Below are 16817 nucleotides of genomic sequence, written 5' to 3' on the forward strand. Positions count from 1 at the left end.
CGAAAGGGAATCGTTATGGAAGCCTTCACCGTTCACAAAGGCATCGGCGTACCGCTGCGCCGGTCCAATGTCGACACCGATCAGATCATCCCCGCCGTTTACCTGAAGCGCGTGACCCGAACGGGTTTCGAGGACGGCTTGTTCGCCGGTTGGCGTGCCGATCCGGAGTTCATTCTCAACACCGAGCCGTACAACCGGGGCAGCGTGCTGGTGGCGGGCCCGGATTTCGGCACCGGTTCTTCGCGTGAGCACGCCGTGTGGGCTCTGTCGGACTACGGCTTTCGGGTGGTCATCTCGTCGCGTTTCGCGGACATCTTCCGTGGAAATGCGGGCAAGGGCGGGCTGTTGGCCGCGCAGATGTCACAGAACGATGTCGAAATGCTCTGGAAGCTGATCGAGGAACAGCCCGGCATCGAATTGGTTGTCGACCTGTCCTCACGCACCGTCACAGCGGGAACCGTCGTGTTGCCGTTCGATATTGACGACTACACCCGGTGGCGTCTGCTGGAGGGTTTGGACGACGTCGGCCTCACGCTGCGCCGCGCCGACGAGATCAGCGAGTTCGAAAAGGGAAGGCCGTCATGGAAACCCGTGACGCTGCCGGAGCCTATTTCACGGGCGTAATCAGCTGGGGCGCTTAGGGGCGCATCCCGGGCGGCGGTAGCTGGACGTGTGCTAAACCACATGAATTTTGGCGTGGCACATAGACTCTTGCTCAAACTGGGTTTACCGTGGTACCTAGTCGGTCCGACGACGGGCCATTAGTCTGCGGAGGATTCAATGAACAAGGCGGAACTGATCGACGTTCTGACCGAAAAGTTGGGTACGGACAGGCGGACGGCTACCGCGGCTGTCGAGAATGTTGTCGACACCATCGTCCGTGCCGTGCACAAGGGTCAAAGCGTCACCATCACCGGATTCGGTGTGTTCGAACAGCGCAAGCGTGCTCCCCGGGTTGCCCGTAACCCGCGTACCGGTGAAACCGTGAAGGTGAAGGCCACTTCGGTGCCCGCCTTCCGACCGGGCGCGCAGTTCAAGGCAGTCATCGCGGGTAAGCAGAAGCTGGCCTCGTCCGGGCCTGCCGTCAAGCGGGGCGTGAATGCCCCGGTGGCGGCGAAGAAGGCGGCAGCCAAGAAGACCGCGGCGAAGAAGACCGCGGCCAAGAAGGCCACGCCGTCCAAGGGTCCGGCCAAGACCACGGCCCGCAAGGCCGCCACCAAGGCACCTGCCGCCAAGAAGACCACGACGGCAAAGAAAGTGACGGCGGCCAAGAAGGCGCCCGCCAAGAAGGTGACGGCGGCCAAGAAGGCTCCTGCCAAGAAGGTGACGGCGGCCAAGACCACGGCCGTCAAGAAGACCACCGCTGCGAAGAAGGCTCCTGCCGCCAAGAAGACTGCTGCTAAGAAGACTGCCGCCCGTCGTGCTCGTTGATCCTGCCGCAGCGGGATCAGGTCGGGGAATGTGCACGTAAGCCGCATCACCCACCACTGGACCGAGAACGGCCCCGGGAATCCCGGGGCCGTTTCGGCTGTTTCGAGCCGACCGGGGTGACTCAGGTAGTGACGATTGCCGTCGACAACGAACGGTCCATATGGTCCGCCGCGACCAATCGGTCCGCGACGAACGACAATGCCCAGACGCTGCCCTTGCGATTGCGCGCCGAGGGCAGCGTGAGCCCGCCCTGCTCGGCCAGCCACTGGGTGAGATCGGGAATCACCCCGCCCTGACTACACACCACCGGCACCCCCCGATCGGTTACCAACGACAGAAATCGTTGCCGCGCCGTGCTTTTCGCTGAATCGTAACCTTGCTCGGAAAACATTGGCTCGCAATTGATTTCGGCGTTGAGCTGTTCTGCCAACGGGGTCACGGTTTGGATGCAGCGCAGGGGATCGGCGGAATAGATCTCGGATGCGCCGAACGCCAACAGATTCGGCGTCAATCCCTTCGCCTGCTGTTCCCCGGCGGCCTCGAGTGGCCGTAACTCGTCGGGTCCGTCGAAGCGGTTGCGCTTGCCCGCCTTGGCGTGGCGCACCAGCAGCACCGTGTTGGTGCGGGCGGGCAGCCGGGCGAAGATCCGCACGATCTGGCGATCCATCGGATACGACAATTGGTCCATCACCTCGGCCAGCGGGAACCACCGCAGCTGGTCGACTTCGTCGTTGACGGCGAAGTCGCCGTCGGTCGCCTCGGCGGCCCAGTAGTCGACCCGCTTGAGCTGGCGGTGACCCGGGATGGGATAGGTGACATGGCCGAGATAGCGCCCCAGCGTGGCGGCGAGGCCGGTTTCCTCGCCTACCTCGCGCACCGCCGCGACCACCGGGGTCTCGCCGGGATCGAGCTTGCCCTTCGGCAGCGACCAGTCGCCGTATTTCGGCCGGTGGATCACGCCGATCTCCGGGCCGAGCGCGCCCGCACGCCATAGAACCGCACCCGCGGCATGGATATTGGGCCGTACGCGCGGGTCGCGCAACGACGCGTCCTTGCGCTGCGTGCTCACGGCTGATCGGGGCGACGCCGACGCATGAGGAAGGCCTGGTGATCACGCACCTGGTCGGCCTCGACATCGGTCGGACTGGCCTGCCAGGTGCCGTCCGGCAGCAGGATCCAGCAGCGGGTCGCCGGATCGAGCGCGGAATCGAACACCTGCGCGAGCTGATCGACGAGTTTGGGATCCTTCACCTGCACCATCACTTCGACACGGCGGTCGAGATTGCGGTGCATCATGTCGGCGCTGCCGATCCAGGTCTGTTCCTGCGCCCCGAATTCGATGAGCCGGGAATGTTCGAGGAACCGGCCGAGGATCGAACGCACCTCGATGTTCTCGCTCAGACCGGGCACACCCGCGCGCAGGCCGCAGATGCCGCGCACCACGATCTGCACCGGCACGCCCGCTTGGGAGGCGCGGTAGAGCGCGTCGATGATCTGCTCGTCGACGATCGCGTTGGCCTTGATCCGGATCCGGGCCGCCGAACCCTGCCCGGCCAGTTCGATCTCGCGATCGATCCGCTCGATGATGCCCGCCCGCACGCCCAGTGGCGCGACCATCAGATTGCGGTAGTCCTCCTTGCGGGAGTAGCCGGTGAGCGAATTGAACAGGTCGGTGAGATCGGCGCCGATCTCCGGTGCGGCGGTGAACAACCCGACGTCCTCGTACAGGCGCGCGGTCTTCGGGTTGTAGTTGCCGGTGCCGATGTGGCAGTAGCGCCGGATCGTCGAACCCTCGCGACGCACCACCAGGCAGGTCTTGCAGTGGGTCTTGAGACCGACCAGGCCGTAGACCACGTGCACGCCCGCCTGTTCCAGCTCACGCGCCCATTTGATGTTGGCCTGCTCGTCGAACCGCGCCTTGATCTCGACCAGCGCGACGACCTGCTTGCCCGCCTCGGCGGCCTCGATCAGTGAATTGATGATGGGGGAGTCACCGGAGGTGCGGTAGAGCGTCTGCTTGATCGCCAGCACCTGCGGGTCGGCCGCGGCCTGTTCGATGAACCGCTGCACGCTGGTGGAGAAGGAGTCGTAGGGGTGGTGCACCAGCACGTCGCCCTCGCGCAGCGCGGCGAAGACGTTGCGCGGAGTCTCGCGCTCGCCGAAGGCCGCCGGAGTGGCCGGGACATACGGCGCGTCTTTGAGCTCGGGTCGGTCGACACCGTAGACCTGCCACAGGCAGGACAGGTCGAGCAGGCCCGGCACCTGGATCACATCGGCGGGGTCGACCTCCAGCTCACGTAATAGCAGCTCCAGCATGTGCTCGGTCATGTCGTCGGAGACCTCGAGGCGCACCGGCTTGCCGAAGCGGCGGCGGGCGAGTTCGCGCTCCATCGCCTGCAGCAGGTCTTCGTCGCGGTCCTCGTCGACCTCGAAATCGGCGTTGCGGGTGATCCGGAACGAATGCGTCTCCACCACGGTCAGACCGGGGAACAGCAGGTCGAGGTGGGCGGCGATGAGGTCTTCCATCGGCAGGAACGCCGCGATCGCCGACGGCGCGCCGGTGCGGCGTACACGCACGAAACGGTCGACGTTGTCGGGCACCTTCACACGGGCGAAGTGCTCACCGCCGGTGCCGGTATCGCGCACGGTCACGGCCAGATTCAGGCTCAGGCCGGAGATGTAGGGGAACGGGTGCGCCGGGTCGACGGCGAGCGGTGTGAGGACCGGGAACACCTGGTCGGTGAAGTAGCTCGACAGGCGTCGGCGCTCCTCGTCGTCGAGGTCGCTCCAGCCGATGATGTCGATGCCCTCGGCGGCCAGCGCCGGGTTCACCGCGTCGATGAAGACCTTCGCGTGCCGCTCGGCGAGCTCCTGGGCGCGGGCGGTGATCATCTCCAGCTGTTCCGACGGTGAGCGACCATCGGCCGAGCGCACCGACAGCCCGGTCTCGGCACGGCGTTTCAAGCCGGCCACGCGCACCATGTAGAACTCGTCGAGATTGGACGCGAAGATCGCAAGGAACTTGGCCCGCTCCAGCAACGGCAGCGAGGCGTCCTCGGCCAGGGCCAGGACACGGGCATTGAAGTCGAGCCAGCTCAACTCGCGGTTGAGGTAGCGATCTCTGGGCAACCGCTGCGTGCTCGCGTCACCGCCCGAGGCGAGGGCGGCCGCAGGTGGCGGGGAAATCGGGGGCAGCTGCTTGATGGTTTCCGTATCGCTCACGAGATCAATCATCCCTCGAGGAACGGGCGCCGCGCATCACGACATTGCACGATTCGTCCCGACCGGTCCGATTGTGGCGATCAGCTAGCACACAGTGCGAACGGGATCACTTCTGTGTGATGCGAATCCGAACGCGCGCAGGGTCGATGTGGTGAACTCGCCGACGCCGAGCGTGCGGACCAGGTCGAGATCCTCGGGGGTGTCGACATCGCAGCGCAGGCCCGGCCAGTGCCCGAGCAGCGGCACCGCGCCGTCGTCGCGGTGTGCGCGCGCGGAATCGGCGCCGAAGCGGGGCGACAGCGGCGCGGTGGTATCGCGGATCAGCAATGCGGCGGTGCCGGTACCCGTGTGATCGATCACCACCGATCGCGCGCTGACGGCGACGGCGAGCACGTCGGCCAGCTCGGACGGGCGAAGGGCGGGCAGGTCGGCCTGCAGCGCGAGCAGCGCGGTGGGTCCGTGGCGATCACGTACGTCGGCGGCGCCCGCGGCGAGCGCGGTGTTGAGCGGATCGGCACCGGCCGGTGGCTCATCGATCACGTGCGCGCCGAGCTCGCGCGCGCGGGCGGCGACCAGCGGATCGGGAGTGACCACGGTCAGCGACAACAACTCGGGCACCGAGGTGGCGGCCACGGCGGTGTCGGTGAACATGGCCAGCACGAGCTGGGCCCGCTGCTCGGTGCTCAGCACGTTCGCCAGCCTGCTCTTGGCCCGGCCGATGTGTTTGACCGCCATCACGGCGTGCACGGTGTGCATAGTTCCGATCCTTGCATGGCATATTGGGCTGATGACGAGGGCGGCGGTTATGGGTGCGGGGTCGTGGGGTACGGCGTTCGCGAAGGTGTTGGCCGAGGCGGGAACCGACGTGACGATCTGGGCCAGGCGGCCCGAGGTGGCGCAGGCGCTCGATACCGAGCACCGCAATCCGTTCTACCTGCCCGGCGTGCAGTTGCCGCCGGTGCGGGCGACCGATGACCATCGGGTCGCGCTGGACGGGGCGGATCTGGTGGTGCTGGCGGTGCCGTCGCAGTCGTTGCGGGCGAATCTGGATCTGTGGAAGGGCGATGTCGGGTCCGACGCCACGCTGTTGAGTCTGGCCAAGGGAATCGAGACCGGCACGCTGCTGCGGATGAGTCAGGTGATCGCGGAGGTCACGGGGGCCGAGCCGGGGCGCATCGCGGTGTTGTCGGGTCCGAATCTGGCGCACGAGATCGTCGAACGTCAGCCCGCGGCGACGGTGATCGCCTGCACCGACAGCGAGCGGGCCGGGGTCGCGCAGCGCGCGTGTGCCACCGGGTATTTCCGGCCGTACACCAATACCGATGTGATCGGCTGCGAGATCGGCGGTGCGTGCAAGAACGTCATCGCGCTCGCCTGCGGTATCGCGTCGGGAATGGGGCTGGGCGACAACACCGCGGCCAGCCTGATCACGCGCGGGCTCGCCGAGGTGATCCGGCTCGGAGTGGCGCTGGGCGCGCAACCGGTGACACTGGCCGGGCTCGCGGGTGTCGGCGATCTGGTGGCTACCTGTACCTCGCCGCTGTCGCGCAATCGGTCCTTCGGGTACGCGCTCGGCGCAGGCGGCACGATGAGCGCCGCGCAGGAAGCGACCAATGGGCAGGTGGCCGAAGGTGTGAAGTCGTGCACATCGGTGCGGGCCCTGGCCGCCGAGCACGGGGTGGAGATGCCGCTCACCGACGCGGTGCACAAGGTGTGCCACGAGGGGCTATCGGTGAGCGAGGCCGTCGGCAGCCTGCTCGGCAGGCGGATCAAGCCCGAATAAGGGCGATAGCGCCCTGCCGGCGAGAACCTACTACGGTGACGTTCATGACGGAACGGATCAGGGTGGCTGTGGTGTTCGGCGGGCGCAGCAGCGAGCACGCCGTCTCGTGTGTGTCGGCGAGCAGTGTGCTGCGCAACCTCGATCCCACCCGCTACGAGGTGGTGCCGATCGGCATCACCCCGGGCGGCGGCTGGGTGCTGGCCGACGGGATCGGCGAGCTGGCACTGAGCCACGGCGTGCAACCACAGGTCGACGCCTCGGGAACCGCCCTCACCCTCGCCGCTGACCCCGGCCGCTCCGGTGCGCTGGTCGCCCTCGACTCGAGCGACGTCCTCGGCAATGTCGATGTGGTGTTCCCGATCCTGCACGGGCCCTTCGGTGAGGACGGCACGCTGCAGGGCATGCTCGAACTGGCCGGTATTCCCTACGTCGGCGCGGGCGTGCTGGCCAGCGCGGCGGGCATGGACAAAGAGTTCACCAAAAAATTGCTGGCGGCCGAATCGCTGCCCGTCGGCGTGCAGGTTGTGCTGCGGCCGGGCACGGAAACCCTGTCCGAGGCCGACCGCGCCCGGATCGGCCTGCCGGCCTTCGTGAAGCCCGCGCGCGGTGGCTCCTCGATCGGCATCACCAAGATCACCGACTGGGCCGATCTCCCCGCGGCCATCGCCGCCGCCCGTGCGCACGACCCCAAGGTGATCATCGAAGCGGGCATTGTGGGACGCGAAGTCGAGTGTGGCGTACTGGAATTCGCCGACGGTGAGGTGCGCGGCAGTGTCGTCTCCGAGATCCGGATGCCCGATGCCGACGCGGCAGCGCCCGAGTTCTACGACTTCGCCACCAAATACCTCGACGACGTGTGCGAATTCGATGTGCCCGCCAAGCTCGACGACGATGTCGCCGACGAGATCCGGGAGCTGTCGGTGCGCGCGTTCCGTGCGCTGGACTGCCAGGGGCTGGCGCGGGTCGACTTCTTCGTCACCGAGAACGGTCCGGTGATCAACGAGATCAACACGATGCCCGGCTTCACGCCGATCTCGCAGTACCCGCGGATGTGGGAGGCCACCGGCATCGATTACCCGACGCTGGTGTCGACGCTGATCGAGACGGCCCTCGCGCGCGGAACCGGGCTGCGGTAATTCTGTTCGGCCGCAGGGCTTTCGGCGGATTCGTGCACGAAAGTCCTACGGCGACAGACGATTAGCTCAGAGATCGCCCGGAGTCGGTTCGCGGGCAGGCAGATTCGCGTTGATGATGTCGGACACGGTCTGCACCGCGCTGGTGCCGGAGCCGTCGGGGACGGTCAGGGCGATATAGGTCTCGCGGTCGACGGCGAACCAGGTGCCCGTCTTGCCGACCTCGTCGCGGACCTGGAACCACTTCACGCCGTCGATCACCGTCAGCGGGGACGCGCGGTTGAATTCGAGGGGGCGGTCCAGGCCGCAGCGCAGCGTGATCGGGTCGCCGCCGTCGGGGAGCTGCCAGGCCCGGGTGGCCGGCGGGGCGGGTTCGACGAGGGTCGACTTGGTGTAGTCGCCGAGCTCGGCGGGCAGGGCGGGGAGCAGTGTTTGACAGGCGGGACCGTCGGCGGCGGGGGCCGGCACCGGACCGAGGGCGAGAGGCTCGCGTTCGACGGGGGCGCGCAGGGCGATGAAAGCGGCGACCAAGACGGCGACGATCAAGACGACGGGCAGGGCGACCGCCGTGGCGATGAGCGCGGGGGAGTGGTGGGACTCGAGGTCGGCCTCGTCGGAGTCCGGGTCGTCGGAATCCGAATCGTCGGCGTCCCCGTCTGTGTCGAGACCCGTCTCGGCGGCGGGATCCGCGTCGGCGCCTTCGCCCGATGTCGGCTTGTCGTCCGACGTCGGCTCGTCGCCGGACGACTTCGCGTCGGCAGCGGCGGTGTCGTCGGGGGTGCTCGCCTCGTCGCGATCCTCCGGTGTCGAGTCCGCCATAGCTGTGTGGTCCTTCCGTTCGCGGGTTCGCCTGCACCGTCGGTGGTGCCCGATCGCCTCCGAAAGGGTACCGTCGGGGCGATTTCGTCGGTCAGCAGCACAGCGGGAAGGGGTCGGTCATCAGCGAGGACAGCCGTCCGCAGACGGTGCGTGAGCTGGGCGAATTCGCCTTGATCGACCGGATCAACGCCGGCCGGGAGCAGGCCGCGCACGTGCTACTCGGCCCCGGTGACGACGCCGCGCTGGTGGCGGCGCCCGATGGGCGGTTCGTGGTGAGCACCGACATGCTCGTCGAAGGCAGGCACTTCCGCCTCGACTGGTCCTCGCCCGTCGACATCGGCCGCAAGGCCATCGCCCAGAACGCCGCCGATGTGGTGGCGATGGGCGCGCGGCCGACGGCGTTCGTGGTCGCGCTCGGCTGCCCGGCCGACACCCCCGTGTCGGTGGTCGAAGGGATCGCCGACGGGATGTGGATCGAGGCGAGCCGCGCCGGGGGTTCCATCGCGGGCGGCGATCTGGTGCGCAGCGAACAGCTGGTCGTCTCGGTGACCGCGTTCGGCGACCTCGGTGGACAGCCCGCGATCACCCGTTCGGGCGCGGTGGTCGGTGACATCGTCGCGGTGGCAGGCGAACTCGGCTGGTCCGGCGCAGGCCTGGCCGTATTGACCGGCGACGCGGACCTCGCTGATCCCGAGTTCACCTATGCCCTTGCGACACACCGGGTTCCGCAGCCGCCTTACGCGGCGGTGATCGACGCGTTCGGCGCCCACACCCCGACCGCCCTCACCGATGTCTCCGACGGACTGCTCGCCGACCTCGGGCATCTCGCCGCCGCCTCGAACGTCGCGATCGACGTGCACAGCGCGGCACTGACCGACCCCGAACTGGCGGCACTGGCGAAATTGCTCGATGCCGATGCCGCGCAATGGATTCTGGCCGGCGGCGAAGACCACGCCTTCGCCGGAACCTGGCCGGCCGAGGTGGCGCTCCCCACGGGCTGGCGGCCGATCGGCGTAGTAACCGCAGGCAGTGGCGTCACGGTCGACGGCGTGGCACCCACCGGCGGCATCGGCTGGGAATCGTTCCGTGGGGCGGACGCCACGCCCACCGACGACGAACGATAGGTTGTGCGGTCATGGGTGCCAAACCACTGTCGGAGATCATCGATCCGGGCTGGGCCCGGGCACTGGAGCCGGTCACCGACCGCATCAGCGAAATGGGCGAGTTCCTCCGAGAAGAGAACGCGGCGGGCCGCGGCTATCTTCCCGAAGGGGAGAACGTGCTGCGCGCGTTCCAGCGCCCGTTCGACGCGGTGCGCGTGCTGATCGTCGGCCAGGACCCGTACCCGACACCGGGCCACGCGATGGGGCTGAGTTTCTCTGTCACACCACAGGTTTCGCCGGTTCCGCGCAGCCTGTCCAACATCTTCGCCGAATACAGCAAGGACCTCGGCTTCGATACGCCGACCTGTGGTGACCTGAGCCCCTGGTCGGATCAGGGTGTGCTGCTGCTGAACCGGGTACTCACCGTCACCCCCGGCGCGCCCGCCTCGCACCGGGGCAAAGGCTGGGAAGCGGTCACCGAGCAGGCGATCCGGGCGCTGGTCGCCCGTGACGAGCCGCTCGTGGCCGTACTGTGGGGCAACGACGCCCGCTCACTGAAGCCCACGCTGGTCGACGCCGAGGTGCCCTACGTCGAATCGGCGCACCCCTCACCGCTTTCCGCCTCGCGCGGGTTCTTCGGTTCACGACCGTTCTCGCGGGTCAACGAACTGCTCGACGAACTCGGCGCCGACCCCGTCGACTGGCGGCTGCCCTGACCCGGGGCGTCGCCCGCACCAGAAGAGAATGATGAAGGAGCACAACCCGATGCACATCTCCACCGTTCGCGCTGCCCTCGCGACCGCCGCCGTCGCCGCCGCCATCACCGCGGGCGCGGGCTCGGCCACCGCCGCAGGCCTGCAGCTCGAGCCCTACAACGAGCAGGCCGCCCCGGTGGCCACCACCCAGGTCGGCGAGGAATGGACCTCCACCGGCACCTCGACCATCTCCTCGGGCGTGAACGCGAAGGTGACCTGCCTCCTGCAGAACACTTTCAGCGCCCTCGGCGCTGCATGTTAGAGCGGCTGGCGCCGCTGGGTTTTCGGCCCTGAGGGCCTCGCATCCGAAGGGCGATACTGCGCCTTCGGCGTTCCGTCTCGCCCTTCGGATGCGAGGCGGCCGAAAACCCGTGGTGGCTGACACCCGGCGTGGCGTTTGTCGCGCCGGGTGGGTCAGCTCAGTCTCGGGAGTTGGTGACTTCTACGTCGGAGTTGGTGGCTTCTAGGTGAGGCCGACGTAGTTCGGCTTGCGCTTGCCTACGAAGGCGTCGACGCCTTCGCGGCCGGTGTCGCTGTTCGCGGCGGCCGAGATGCTGTCGCGTTCGGCGTCCAGCTGCTGGTCCAGAATCGCTGTAGGCGACTGGGCCAGCAGCTTTTTCATGGCCGAGTAGGTGGCGCGGGGACCGTTGACGAAGGTCTGCGCCACACGGAGGGCTTCGGCGCGGATGTCGTCGTCGGCGACCGTGCGGCTCAGAATGCCCAGGCGGACGGCTTCGTCGGCGTCGAGGACAGCGTCGGTGAGCAGGATCTCGCTGGCGCGGCCGAGACCGACGATGCGGGGGAGCAGCCAGGACATGCCGCCGTCAGGGGACAGGCCGATGCCGGGGTAGGCGGGGCGCAGTTTCGTCGAGGGCCCACCGATCGCGATATCGGCGGCGCAGACCAGGCTCATGCCCGCACCCGCCGCCCAGCCCTGCACAGCGGCGACCACGGGGACCGGGGCGGCCGCGAGCGCGCGGACGAACTCGTGGAGTTCGTCGGCCAGCGTGTGCAGGTAGGCGCCGCGGTCATCGGCCGCGGCGAAGTTGCGGACATTGCCGCCCGCGCAGAAGTTCGCGCCCGCGCCGGTGAGCAGGATCGCGCCGACCGACGGGTCGAGGGCGCGCAGGGCCGCGGTGCCCGCGTTGATCAGATCGAAATCCATCGAGGTGCCCGCGGCGGAGGTGGCGATGGTCAGCTGGAGCACGCCGTCGATGATCTCGGCGGCGGCGACCGGTTCGGTGGTACTCATGGCGTCACATTAACCCGGCTCGCGTCGCCACAATTGTTCGGGCAGCAGGGTGAACGGGTCGGTGCGGCGGTCGCCGGTGTCGGTGAAGCCGTGCCTGCGGTAGAAGGCGTGGGCACGCGGATAGTCGGCGAAGACCCAGAGGGTGCACGGCGATCCGGGGGCGGCCGCGTCGATCAGGGCGTCGGCGATGCCGGTGCCGTGCCAGGCGCTGCGGACGTAGAGCGCTTCGAGTTCGGCCTCGGTGGACGGGCACCGGTCCGCAGGCCGACCGGGTACGGGCCGATCCCTCCCGGCCGCGAAACCGATCAGGCGGTCGCCGACCAGCGCGACCGGCAACCGGTGGGTGCCCGCGGCACGACGACGTTCCCAATTGATCGCGGAGCGCGCGAGGTCGAAGCCGTCGAGGATGTGGCCGGGGACGAGCGTGTCGTAGGCCTCGCGCCAGCTGGCGATGTGGCACGCGGCGAGTTCGGTGACCCGGTTCGCCGTGAGCGGCGCGATCCGCCAGTCAGACACGGCGAGCTCGTCCGGCGGCGCGGGCCCGTGGTACGACAACGCCCCGGATCACCCACGAGGGGTGCCGGGGCATTGTCGGCAGAATGTACGGGCTGAAAATCAGCCGCGGACGACCTTGCCCGCCTTCAGGCAGGAGGTGCACACGTTCATCCGGCGGGTGTTGCCAGGGGCAACCTGCGCACGCACGGTCTGGATGTTCGGGTTCCAGCGACGGTTGGTGCGCCGGTGCGAGTGCGAGACCGACTTCCCGAAACCGGGGCCCTTGGCGCAGACGTCGCAAACGGCAGCCATGTCGCGAGCTCCTTCATGTCATAAGCGGCCAGCGGCGCACGTATGCCCGCTGAACCGGAAACTGATGTCGTCAAATGCCTTGCCGACTGTCGTCGGCCAGCGCAGACCCACGTGGGCCGCACAAAGCAACCCTGCAAGACTAGCGGGCCGGGCCTCGAAGTTCCAAACCGGGTATCCCGGTCGACCTGCCGAGCACAGCCCGGCTGAGGGCCCGTCCGAGGTCAGCGTACCCCGGTCGGTAGCTGGCGCTAACCTGGCGTGCGTGCTCGGCGCGCGGGTACGCAGAACGGGGAGCGAGGTGGCGGTGGCGCACGTGCGGGAGTCTCTCGACGGCCCCGATCTGCTGGTCTGGGCCCGCGGTTGCCGCACCGACCTGGAGCTACGCCGCGCGGAGATCGACGCGCTCAACGTGTTCCCCATCGCCGACGCCGACACCGGGACCAATCTCCTCGCCACGATGCGAGCCGCCGTCGCGACGGCGGAGCGGGCCGTGCTCGACGTGGAGGACGTCACGTCCCACCTCGTCGCCCAGGCCCTGGCTCGCGGTGCGACGACGGGTGCGCGCGGAAACTCGGGCATCATCCTGTCGCAGGTCCTACGCGGGATCGCGGAGGCCGTTGTCGCTGGTCCCTTGACCGGTGCGCGGCTGCAGGAGGCATTGCGACGCTCGGCCGTGCTGGTCCGCACGGGACTGAGTGCCCCGGTCGAGGGCACGATCCTGACGGTTCTCGACCGCGCTGCCGCCGCTGCCGCCGAGGTCACCGAACCCTGCCTGGACGAGGTGGCCAGGTCCGCCGCCGAGGGTGCCGCGCGTGCGCTGAGCCGGACTCCCACCCAGTTGGGCGTGCTGCGCGCGGCGGGAGTCGTCGACGCGGGGGCGCGCGGACTGCTGGTGTTGCTCGACTGCCTCGTGACCGAAGTCTGCGGCGAGGCACCCGCCCGAGTCAGGTACACCCGGGGCGAACGGGCGGACCAGGGGCCGCATCGGCGCCCGGACGACGGCGACGAGCAGGGAGCGACGCTCCCCGGCCGGTCCGGTGACATCGATCACGGACGGGCGCGCGAGGGCGATGGAGAGGCCGTCTCCGACGGCCGGGAGCGCCGGATATACGACACCCGCGACGACCACGATCACCGTGATCAGGACGCGGATCCACACTTCGAGGTCATGTACGTGATCTCCGGCACCGACGAGACCGCCGCGGGTGGGCTGCGCGATCGGCTCGCCGTTCTCGGTGATTCGGTGGTGGTGGTCGGCGACGGTGACAGCACCTGGTCCGCCCATGTGCACTGCCGCGACGCGGGGGCGGCGATCGAGGCCGGGCTCGCGGTGGGCACGGTGACGAGCATTCGGATCGAGAGTTTCGCGGTGACCGCGCCCCACAGCGGCCACCACGAGCACGGCACCCACTGGCTCGCCACGCAGCACGCGCGGGGCAGCAACAGCGCCCGCGACGCCTCCGTGCTGTGTGAGGCGGTTGCGAGTGGTACCGGCGATCGACTGTCCCGTCCCGTGGGCCGAGACGTCGTAGCCGCCACCGGAGACGGCCGCGTCGTCGGCGACCCCGCCGCCGACGATGTCCTCGCTGACCGTGGCGTCCTGGCGGTGGTCGCAGGCGCTGCCGCCACGCGCCTGTTCGAAGATGCCGGCGCGGTGGTGTTACGCGGGGATCGGCAGGTCGATACGAGCACTCTGCTGACCGCGATTCGGCGGATGCCGCATCGTGAGGTGCTCGTGCTGCCCAACGGCGCCCTGCCCGCGCAGGAACTCGTCGCGGTCGGTGTGGCCGCGCGTGACGGGTCGCGTGATGTGTTGTTGCTGCCGAGCGCGTCGATGGTGCAGGGCCTCGCGGCGCTGGCGGTGCACGATCGCGGACGGATCGCGGTGGACGACGCGTTCGCGATGTCGGAGGCGGCCGCGACCACGCGGTGGGGTGCCTTGCGGGCGGCACGGGTGCGGGCCCTGACGATGGTCGGAATGTGTTCTCCCGGCGACGGACTCGGTCTGGTCGGCCAGGATGTGGTGGTGATCGACCCCGATGTGGTCGGCGCGGGGCGCATCCTGCTCGACCGGATGCTCGGTCTCGGTGGGGAATTGGTGACATTGCTGATGGGCGCCGATGCGGGGCCCGAGCTGGCGCAGGTGCTCGCCGATCATGTGACGGCCGGTTTCCCCGGCGTCGAAGTAGTCGTGTATTCCGGTGGACAGCAAGCGGATCTGGTGCAGATAGGGGTCGAGTAGATGGCGACGTTGAGTGACCGGCTCGACCATGTGCTGGGCGTCAAGGCGGCCGACCGGTTGACCGAGGCGTTCGACATGACCACCGTCGAGGATCTGTTGCGCCACTATCCGGCGCGCTACGCCACGCAGGGTCAGCCCCTCACCGAGGAGGAGCCGGAGGAGGGTGCGCACATCACCGTCATCGGCCGCATCACCAAAACCGAACTTCGCCCGATGAAGAACCGGCGCGGCTCCCTGTTGAAGGTGCAGCTCGACACCGGCGCCCAGCGTCCGCTGGAAGCCACCTTCTTCAACGGTGACAAGGTGCGCTATCTGGTGAAAGAGGGTGTGCGAGCGATGATGTCGGGCACCGTGCACTGGTGGCGCCCCGACCGCTGGAACCTCTCGCACCCCGATTACCTGATCCTGCCCGACAAGGCCGAAGCCGGCGTGGAGGAACTCACCTCCGTACGCGGCAGCGGCGCGCTGCGCGGGCTGGCGCAGAGCGCGAAAGGTGCGGGCGGAGTGGACGCCTCGTTCTTCGAGCGCGAATTCGTGCCCGTGTATCCGGCGACCGCGAAGGTCCAGAGCTGGGACCTGCTCGCCTGCATCCGCCAGGTTCTCGACCAGCTCGACCCCATCGAGGACCCGCTGCCCGCCGACCTGCGCGAGGAACGTCAACTGCTCTCGCTCTCGGAAGCGTTGCGCCTGATCCACCTCCCCGAGCACAAACTGGATATCGAGAAGGCCAGGGACAGACTTCGTTTCGACGAGGCGCTCGCCTTGCAGCTCGTGCTGGCCGAACGCCGCCACGAAGTGGAGGGCCGCACCGCCCCCGCCTGCCCGCCCTCGGCCGACGGTATCGCCGCGACCTTCGGCGAGCGCTTGCCGTTCGAGCTCACCGAAGGCCAGCAGCAGGTGCTCGCGGAGATCTCCGAAGACCTCTCCCGCACCCGCCCGATGCACCGCCTGCTCCAGGGTGAGGTGGGCTCGGGCAAAACGATCGTGGCGCTGAACGCCATGCTCCAAGTGGTGGACTCAGGGCGCCAATGCGCCCTGCTCGCACCGACCGAAGTCCTTGCCGCCCAGCATTATCGGTCACTGCGGGCCATGCTCGGCGACCTCGGCAATGCGGGCGAACTCGGTGCCGCGGAGAGCTCGACGAAGGTCGTGCTGCTCACCGGATCGATGTCGACGGCCGCGAAGAAGGCGGCATTGCTGGACGCGATGACCGGCGAGGCGGGCATCGTCATCGGCACCCACGCGTTGATCCAGGATGCCGTCGAGTTCTACGACCTCGGCCTCGTGGTGGTCGACGAACAACACCGCTTCGGTGTCGAACAGCGTGACGCGTTGCGCGCCAAGGCGAAAGACGGCATCAGCCCGCACCTGCTGGTGATGACCGCGACCCCGATCCCGCGCACCATCGCGATGACCACACTCGGCGACCTCGAAACCTCCACGCTCACCCAGCTGCCCAAGGGCCGTTCACCGATCGTGTCGAAAGTTGTTCCGCGCAAACTGCACCCGGGCTGGGTGGATCGCGCGTGGGAGCGCATCGTCGAAGAGGTCGGCCAGGGCAGGCAGGCGTATGTCGTGTGCTCGCGCATCGGCGAGGATCCCGACGCGCCACCGGCCAAGGGGAAGAAGGCGGAGAAGGAAGGGCCGACCACCGCGGCCGCGGTCGAGATGTACGAGACGCTGAGCGCCGGTCCACTCGCCGGTGTGCATGTCGGCCTGCTGCACGGCAGGCTGCCGTCCGATGAAAAAGACCACGTGATGCGCCAATTCAACGACGGCGCCATCGATGTGCTGGTCTGCACCACGGTCGTCGAGGTCGGTGTCGACGTGCCGAACGCGACCGTCATGGTGATCGTCGACGCCGACCGGTTCGGGGTGAGTCAGCTGCACCAGCTGCGCGGTCGCATCGGCCGAGGCAAGCATCCGGGCCTGTGCCTGCTGGTCACCGATGCCGCGCCGGGCGGGACGGCGATGGCGCGGCTCGAGGCGGTGGCGGCGACCACCGACGGCTTCGAACTCTCGGTGCTCGACCTGCGGCAGCGTCGCGAAGGTGACGTCCTCGGCTCGGCGCAGTCCGGTACCGCCCGGTCGCTGCGTCTGCTCTCGCTGCTCGACGATCTCGAGGTGATCACCGCCGCACAGGAACTCGCCCGCCAGGTCGTCGCCGAGGACCCGGGTCTGGTGAACCACCCGGGCCTGGCGGGCATGATGCACGCCGCCGTCGACGGCGAACGCATCGAATACCTCGCCAAGTCCTGAAACCCGCGCGG

16 protein-coding genes are annotated in these 16817 nt (G+C 68.4%); 9 read left to right on the forward strand and 7 right to left on the reverse strand.

Translation table 11 applies throughout. The features are described from left to right. Positions 1-15: 15 nt before the first annotated feature. On the forward strand, positions 16-624 hold the full coding sequence (leuD, locus tag ACFVJ5_RS17900) for a 3-isopropylmalate dehydratase small subunit (RefSeq protein ID WP_379221353.1): 609 nt from the start codon (positions 16-18) through the stop codon (positions 622-624). A 156-nt stretch (positions 625-780) separates the two neighbouring features. Next, entirely contained in the window at positions 781-1431 is a 651-nt protein-coding gene (locus tag ACFVJ5_RS17905) for an HU family DNA-binding protein (protein WP_379221355.1), read from the forward strand. A 121-nt stretch (positions 1432-1552) separates the two neighbouring features. Here ACFVJ5_RS17905 and ACFVJ5_RS17910 read toward each other — a convergent pair whose 3' ends face one another. The 3 genes from ACFVJ5_RS17910 to cofC all read right to left on the reverse strand — a co-directional run bounded on the left by ACFVJ5_RS17910 (position 1553) and on the right by cofC (position 5409). Beyond that, the gene (locus tag ACFVJ5_RS17910; RefSeq protein WP_379221357.1) at positions 1553-2500 is read right to left on the reverse strand and encodes an NUDIX domain-containing protein; all 948 of its coding nucleotides are present in this window, start codon (positions 2498-2500) and stop codon (positions 1553-1555) included. Next, positions 2497-4665 (reverse strand): RNA degradosome polyphosphate kinase, encoded by a 2169-nt coding sequence (locus tag ACFVJ5_RS17915; protein ID WP_379221359.1) that lies wholly within the window; start codon positions 4663-4665, stop codon positions 2497-2499. The genes ACFVJ5_RS17910 and ACFVJ5_RS17915 overlap by 4 nt, the downstream gene beginning before the upstream one ends. A 72-nt stretch (positions 4666-4737) precedes the next feature. Further along, on the reverse strand, positions 4738-5409 hold the full coding sequence (cofC, locus tag ACFVJ5_RS17920) for a 2-phospho-L-lactate guanylyltransferase (protein ID WP_379221361.1): 672 nt from the start codon (positions 5407-5409) through the stop codon (positions 4738-4740). A gap of 31 nt (positions 5410-5440) precedes the next feature. Here cofC and ACFVJ5_RS17925 point away from each other — a divergent pair, with 31 nt between their 5' ends. Then, a complete protein-coding gene (locus tag ACFVJ5_RS17925; protein ID WP_379221363.1) occupies positions 5441-6436 on the forward strand; it encodes an NAD(P)H-dependent glycerol-3-phosphate dehydrogenase in 996 nt (331 codons plus the stop codon). A 44-nt stretch (positions 6437-6480) separates the two neighbouring features. Continuing rightward, on the forward strand, positions 6481-7572 hold the full coding sequence (locus ACFVJ5_RS17930) for a D-alanine--D-alanine ligase family protein (protein ID WP_379221365.1): 1092 nt from the start codon (positions 6481-6483) through the stop codon (positions 7570-7572). Positions 7573-7638: 66 nt separating this feature from the next. Here ACFVJ5_RS17930 and ACFVJ5_RS17935 read toward each other — a convergent pair whose 3' ends face one another. Next, positions 7639-8388, reverse strand: coding sequence for a DUF3515 domain-containing protein (locus tag ACFVJ5_RS17935; protein ID WP_379221367.1), 750 nt, complete (start codon positions 8386-8388; stop codon positions 7639-7641). 119 nt (positions 8389-8507) lie between these two features. On the opposite strand from ACFVJ5_RS17935, the gene ACFVJ5_RS17940 reads away from it, so the two are divergent. Genes ACFVJ5_RS17940 through ACFVJ5_RS17950 form a run of 3 tightly spaced genes read left to right on the forward strand, consistent with a single transcriptional unit; the run spans position 8508 to position 10508 of the window. Then, complete coding sequence (locus ACFVJ5_RS17940) at positions 8508-9512, forward strand: thiamine-phosphate kinase (protein ID WP_379221898.1); 1005 nt, start codon at positions 8508-8510, stop codon at positions 9510-9512. 11 nt (positions 9513-9523) lie between these two features. Further along, positions 9524-10207, forward strand: coding sequence for a uracil-DNA glycosylase (locus ACFVJ5_RS17945; RefSeq protein WP_358064032.1), 684 nt, complete (start codon positions 9524-9526; stop codon positions 10205-10207). 49 nt (positions 10208-10256) lie between these two features. Then, positions 10257-10508, forward strand: coding sequence for a hypothetical protein (locus ACFVJ5_RS17950; protein WP_266291645.1), 252 nt, complete (start codon positions 10257-10259; stop codon positions 10506-10508). 201 nt (positions 10509-10709) lie between these two features. On the opposite strand, the gene ACFVJ5_RS17955 is transcribed toward ACFVJ5_RS17950, so the two are convergent. The 3 genes from ACFVJ5_RS17955 to rpmB all read right to left on the reverse strand — a co-directional run bounded on the left by ACFVJ5_RS17955 (position 10710) and on the right by rpmB (position 12305). Then, positions 10710-11498: an enoyl-CoA hydratase/isomerase family protein gene (locus ACFVJ5_RS17955; RefSeq protein ID WP_379221369.1), complete on the reverse strand. Its 789-nt coding sequence runs from the start codon at positions 11496-11498 to the stop codon at positions 10710-10712. Between the two features lie 9 nt (positions 11499-11507). Beyond that, positions 11508-12014 (reverse strand): GNAT family N-acetyltransferase, encoded by a 507-nt coding sequence (locus ACFVJ5_RS17960; RefSeq protein ID WP_379221371.1) that lies wholly within the window; start codon positions 12012-12014, stop codon positions 11508-11510. Between the two features lie 99 nt (positions 12015-12113). Beyond that, positions 12114-12305, reverse strand: a complete 192-nt coding sequence (rpmB, locus tag ACFVJ5_RS17965) for a 50S ribosomal protein L28 (RefSeq protein WP_011210730.1) — start codon at positions 12303-12305, stop codon at positions 12114-12116. 262 nt (positions 12306-12567) lie between these two features. On the opposite strand from rpmB, the gene ACFVJ5_RS17970 reads away from it, so the two are divergent. Both ACFVJ5_RS17970 and recG read left to right on the forward strand, forming a co-directional pair. After that, positions 12568-14547 (forward strand): DAK2 domain-containing protein, encoded by a 1980-nt coding sequence (locus tag ACFVJ5_RS17970; RefSeq protein ID WP_379221373.1) that lies wholly within the window; start codon positions 12568-12570, stop codon positions 14545-14547. After that, positions 14548-16806 carry an ATP-dependent DNA helicase RecG gene (gene recG / locus ACFVJ5_RS17975; protein WP_379221375.1) on the forward strand — a complete coding sequence of 753 codons (2259 nt, stop codon included), beginning with the start codon at positions 14548-14550 and terminating at the stop codon, positions 16804-16806. The last annotated feature ends 11 nt before the right edge of the window (positions 16807-16817 follow it).

The organism is Nocardia sp. NPDC127606 (assembly GCF_042671725.1).
Classification (GTDB): domain Bacteria; phylum Actinomycetota; class Actinomycetes; order Mycobacteriales; family Mycobacteriaceae; genus Nocardia.